This window comes from Thioalkalivibrio sp. (assembly GCF_041685615.1).
Classification (GTDB): domain Bacteria; phylum Pseudomonadota; class Gammaproteobacteria; order Ectothiorhodospirales; family Ectothiorhodospiraceae; genus Thioalkalivibrio.
This window is the reverse complement of record NZ_JAWLFK010000086.1, coordinates 1-5,116: the sequence shown is the minus strand read 5'-3', so window position 1 is coordinate 5,116 and position 5,116 is coordinate 1. Positions and strand designations below refer to the sequence as shown.

The window sequence follows — 5,116 nt, the reverse complement described above, 5'->3', positions numbered from 1 at the left end:
CTGAAATGCAGACCGACCAGATACTGATGACGTTCTTTGCCGGGGTGCTGCTCCTCGGGGTGCTGGGGTTCTTCCTCGGCCGCTCCAAGGCCACTCGGGCTCGGGCCGGCGGGGCGCACATGCATTCGCAGCCGGATCAGTACGCCTGGTTCACCGTTCTGAGCGCTGCCGGTCCGGCGGTGGTGGTCGCGACGGTCGCCGCGATCGTGCTTGGCCTGTTCGAGGGGGCCTTCCCCGGCTGGCTGGCGGTGGTCGGTGCCTTGGGTCTGGGCGCGTTCGGTCTGTTCCTCGGCCTGAGGAGTGTCCGACCCGAACTGCGTGCACGTGACTCGCTGGAGGGAGCGGTCAAGTGGGTGCTGGTCGGCGCGGCCTCGATTTCGATCCTGGCCACCTTTGGCATCCTGTTCGCGATCGTGTTCGAGGCGATCCGTTTCTTCCAGATGGAGAGCTTCTGGTACTTCATTACAGGCACCACTTGGGCACCGGGCGATTCGTTCCTCCAGGGCGCCGGGCGCCTTGGCGGCGAGCTGGATGCCGGTGACGTCGAGGCGGCGGGTTCGAACAACTTCGGCGCCGTACCGCTGTTCGCGGGCACGTTCATGATAACGGCCATCGCGATGCTGGTGGCAGTGCCCATCGGTGTCTCGGCGGCGATCTACATGGCCGAGTTCGCCCCGTGGAAGGTGCGCGACGTGGCGAAGCCCTTGCTGGAGATCCTCGCCGGCATCCCGACCGTGGTTTACGGCTTCTTTGCTGCGATCACCGTCGCGCCGCTGATCGTCTCGGCGGCGGATTCGGTCGGATTGGACGCCTCGTTCAACAATGCGCTGGCGCCGGGGATCGTCATGGGCATCATGATCATCCCGTTCATCTCGTCGCTCTCCGACGACGTGATCAACTCGGTGCCCAACTCCATGCGCGAAGGGTCACTGGCCCTGGGCACCACGCGGGCGGAGACGATTCGATCCGTGGTCCTGCCTGCCGCGTTGCCCGGCATTATCTCGGCGACGCTGCTGGGGGTCTCGCGGGCGCTGGGTGAGACCATGATCGTGGTCATGGCCGCGGGCATGCGCCCCAACCTGACCGGCAACCCGCTCGAGGACATGACCACGGTTACAGTGAGCATCGTCGCTGCACTCACCGGCGACAACGAATTCGAATCGGCCGCGACCTTGTCAGCTTTCGCCCTGGGTTTGGTGTTGTTCGTGATCACGTTGTCACTCAATACTGTCTCGGTTCTCATGATCCGCCGCTTCCGCGAGAAATACGCGGTCAGCAACCTGTAATTCGATCAATCGGAAGCAACCTGTCATGGCTCAGTCGCTCGACGACATCTCCCGTCAACTGGAAAAGCGCCATCGCAAAACGGCCCGCATGAAGTGGCTGTCGATGGCGGCGCTGATTGCGGCCGGTGCCTTCCTGCTGTTCTTCCTCGGCGACATGCTGGTCAAGGGGATGCCAGCCTTCCAGCAGGGTTACATCGAGATGGAGGTGGACTACAGTGAGCGCGCCGCCGAGCTGCCACTGGCGGCGGTCGAAGCGGACTACCGGGAACTGGTCAGCCGCGGTTACCTGCGCCTGATCCCCCGTCGTATGGCCGATGACGAGTCACTGGTGGGCACGAAGCAGACCGAGTGGGTGCTGACCGACGACTCGGTCGACCAGTATCTCAAGGGGCGCAAGTCCCGGCTCGATGATCAGCAGATCGATACGGTCGACCGACTGGTCGAGGAAGGACGGGCCGAGTTGCGGTTCAACACCGTCTTCTTTACCAACGGTGACTCCAAGTTGCCGGAAATGTCGGGCCTGGCTTCTGCGGCCATGGGCTCGGTGTTGGTGCTGATCGTGACACTGGCCTTCGCCTTTCCGGTGGGCGTGATGACAGCGGTCTATCTCGAGGAGTTCGCCCCGGATAACCGCTTCACGCGTTTTCTCGAGGTCAATATCAACAACCTCGCCGCAATCCCGTCGATTCTCTTTGGCCTTCTGGGGCTTGCGGTCTTTATCAACTTCTTTGGTGCGCCGCGCTCCTCGGCGCTGGCCGGTGGTCTGACGCTGGGTCTGATGACTCTGCCGATTATCATCATCAGCTCGCGGGCCGCGCTGAGCGCGGTCCCCGACTCGATTCGTCACGCGGCGTTGGGCGTTGGCGCCACGCGCTGGCAGGCCGTGCGCGATCATGTGTTGCCATTGGCGATGCCCGGCATTTTTACCGGTTCGATCATCGGACTGGCCCAGGCGCTGGGCGAGACCGCGCCCCTGATCATCATTGGCATGATCGCCTACATACCGGATGCCCCGACGGGGCTGACGGATGCGGCTACCGTGCTTCCGGCACAGATTTTTACTTGGGCGGGAATGCCGGAATCGGCCTACGTCGAGCGTACTGCGGCAGGCATCCTGGTACTGCTGACGGTCTTGATCTCGCTCAACGCGACGGCGGTCTATCTGCGCAAGAAGTTCGAGCATCGCTGGTAAATCGCGCAAAAGCTATTGCACATCCTTCAATGAATGCCCATCAACGTCAGGTACGGCGAGCATGACAAGCAAACTTGGATCTTCCGGTGCGCCGGTAAGCTTCACCCAGCATACGAGGCGTGAGACGGCACTGACCGTGCGTGCACTTAACTTGTGGTATGGCGACAAGCAGGCGCTGCACAATATCGATCTGGACATCTATGAAAACAACATCACCGCTCTTATCGGTCCGTCCGGTTGTGGTAAGTCGACGTTTCTGCGTTGTCTGAACCGCATGAACGATCTGATTCCATCGGTGCGCGCGGAGGGGGAGATCCGTCTGGAGGGCAAGAATGTGCTGTCGAAGGAGGTCGACGAGATCGCCCTTCGCAAGAAAGTGGGGATGGTGTTCCAGAAGCCCAACCCGTTTCCAAAGAGTATTCACGAAAACGTAGCCTACGCTCCCCGCATGCACGACATCGTCTCCAGGGGCAGGGATGAAGACGAACTAGTGGAAAAGTCATTGCGTGCCGCCGGTCTTTGGGAAGAAGTCAAGGACCAGTTGGGCCAGCCAGGGACGTCGCTTTCCGGTGGTCAGCAGCAGCGCCTGTGTATTGCTCGTGCGATCGCCGTTCAGCCGAGCGTCATTTTGATGGACGAGCCTACCTCCGCCCTTGATCCGATCTCCACGGCCACCATCGAGGAATTGATGTATGAGCTCAAGAATGACTACACGCTAGTGGTGGTTACACATAATATGCAACAGGCCGCCCGCGTCGCGGATTACACCGCCTTTTTCCACTTGGGGGAAGTGATCGAATATAACGATACGTCAGCCATGTTCTCAAAACCGTATCATCAAAAGACCGAGGATTACATTACTGGTCGATATGGCTGACGAGTCGGACAGTGTCCATCACAGGGTTGTTGCCTCAAACCGTTTTGGCCGCCCTGGCCAGCTCTGACTCCGGGTGTTTGGTCTCCGGGTTGAGATGGACGGGTTCCACTCCAAGGTTTCCCACCTCCAGCGGCTCGGGCTCCGGGCCTTCGCCACTGCGTAGACCTCCACGCGCAGAGCCAGGATAGCCACGTCGTCACCGTTTTGCCGTTCGACCGGCGTCCCGTACTGGATACTGCTGTGCCGGCGCTCTTGGTCATCGAATGCGTTGGCTGGGGACTCGGGCATCGCCTGCAAGTGGCGACCACCGACTCCGTGAACGGGTTGTTGTTGGAAACTCTTGGTCTGCTTTGCGACGGCTCGATATTCGGGGCCGTCAGTTTGTAAGTGCTCAGCGAGATCCATTCTTCCGCCGTTCGCGTAGGGACCGGATAATGGTGCCGGATCCAGTGAGAGCGGATCGGCGCCATGGCATGAGGGCGGAGCAGTTGGAGCGAGTGGAAGCGGTTGGTATCGGGTCGGCAGTGTAGAGGGCAGACGCAGGCGGCTCTGGACGGGGAAGCGATGACGCCGCGGGCGGAAGGAAGCGGCTGGACCGCGGTGGTGCCGGTGACCCTGGTGACCGTTGTGACCTCTCGGTGATGCCTCAGACGTGCGCGCCGAGTTCGAAGCGCTCGTCGCCGTGCAGGAAGATCATGCCCTCGTGATGAGGCGAGTGGGCTAGTTGCTGGCGGATCGCCTGTTCATGGCCGGGCTTGAGATGGGTAATGGCGATGCGCGGACGGTGTTCCAGCAGGGCAAGATCCTCGCCCAGGTGCTGCGGTGTGTAGTGCTTGGCCAGGTCAGCCATGCCCTCCATCTCGTTCGGGAGGCCGGTCTCGATCATCAGGAGGTCGAGATGGGGCAGCGCGTTGAGGGCCGGCCAGAGCTGATGCGAGGAGGTGGTATCCCCGCTGAAGGCGAAGGCCGCGCCGTCGTGGTTGGTCACGCTGTAGCCAACCGCCGGCACAGTATGCCGGGCCGGCAGCACGCGGATCTCGCGATGGTCGGCGGCGATAGTCTGACCGGGCTGAAGCGACTCCAGCTGGATCAGGGGCTGGTCGGGGCGGGGCAGGCGGGTGAAGTCCGGCCAGATCACCCAGTTGAAGACATGGTCGCAAAGGGCCTTCAGCGTGGCCGGCAGACCATGCACCTGGATGGGTGTGGCATTCGGGCTGTAGACCATATCCCCCAGCATGGGCAGGAAGGCAATATGGTCGAGGTGTGAATGGGTCAGGAAGACGTGACGGATACGGCGCAGTTCGTCCAGGCTCAGGTCGCCCACGCCACTGCCGGCATCAATCAGGATGTCGTCGTCGATGAGGATGGACGTGGTGCGCCGCCCCGGACCAATCCCGCCGCTGGCACCCAGGATGCGAACGGACAAGCTCATGCCGGGGAGTATATCGACCCCGCGGCGGGTCGTCCCGCCGCGTGCCACGTGGGCCGGGGGACGGGGCCGGTCGCCCCGCGGTGCTTGAGGTGGGTGGCGGACATGCCCCAATGCTAGACCGGGTCCAACCCTGGCGTCCGTGACGTGCCGCCCGAAAAAGACAATTTCGCAGGCGAAGCGCTGGCGGCGATCGTCGTGCGAACAGGGCTTCCCGCCGCCCTGCGGAGTTGCTAGAATGCGCGTCCTGTTTGGGGCGGTAGCTCAGCTGGGAGAGCGTCGCGTTCGCAATGCGAAGGTCGGGAGTTCGATCCTCCTCCGCTCCACCAAAC

The 5,116-nt window shown here is 62.2% G+C and carries 4 protein-coding genes and 1 tRNA gene; 4 read left to right on the top strand and 1 reads right to left on the bottom strand.

The annotated features are described in order from the left end of the window. From pstC to pstB, 3 genes are all read left to right on the top strand, one after another. Positions 1-1,286 (top strand): phosphate ABC transporter permease subunit PstC (gene pstC / locus ACESLR_RS11495; protein WP_373025336.1); only part of this gene is annotated, 1,286 nt, incomplete at its 5' end. 25 nt (positions 1,287-1,311) lie between these two features. Further along, entirely contained in the window at positions 1,312-2,478 is a 1,167-nt protein-coding gene (pstA, locus tag ACESLR_RS11490) for a phosphate ABC transporter permease PstA (protein WP_373054656.1), read from the top strand. 61 nt (positions 2,479-2,539) lie between these two features. Then, positions 2,540-3,355, top strand: a complete 816-nt coding sequence (gene pstB / locus ACESLR_RS11485) for a phosphate ABC transporter ATP-binding protein PstB (RefSeq protein ID WP_373025338.1) — start codon at positions 2,540-2,542, stop codon at positions 3,353-3,355. A gap of 646 nt (positions 3,356-4,001) precedes the next feature. Here pstB and ACESLR_RS11480 read toward each other — a convergent pair. Continuing rightward, on the bottom strand, positions 4,002-4,787 hold the full coding sequence (locus ACESLR_RS11480) for a 3',5'-cyclic-nucleotide phosphodiesterase (protein ID WP_373025339.1): 786 nt from the start codon (positions 4,785-4,787) through the stop codon (positions 4,002-4,004). 250 nt (positions 4,788-5,037) lie between these two features. On the opposite strand from ACESLR_RS11480, the gene ACESLR_RS11475 reads away from it, so the two are divergent. Continuing rightward, positions 5,038-5,113: transfer RNA gene (locus tag ACESLR_RS11475), tRNA-Ala, on the top strand. Positions 5,114-5,116: the final 3 nt, after the last annotated feature.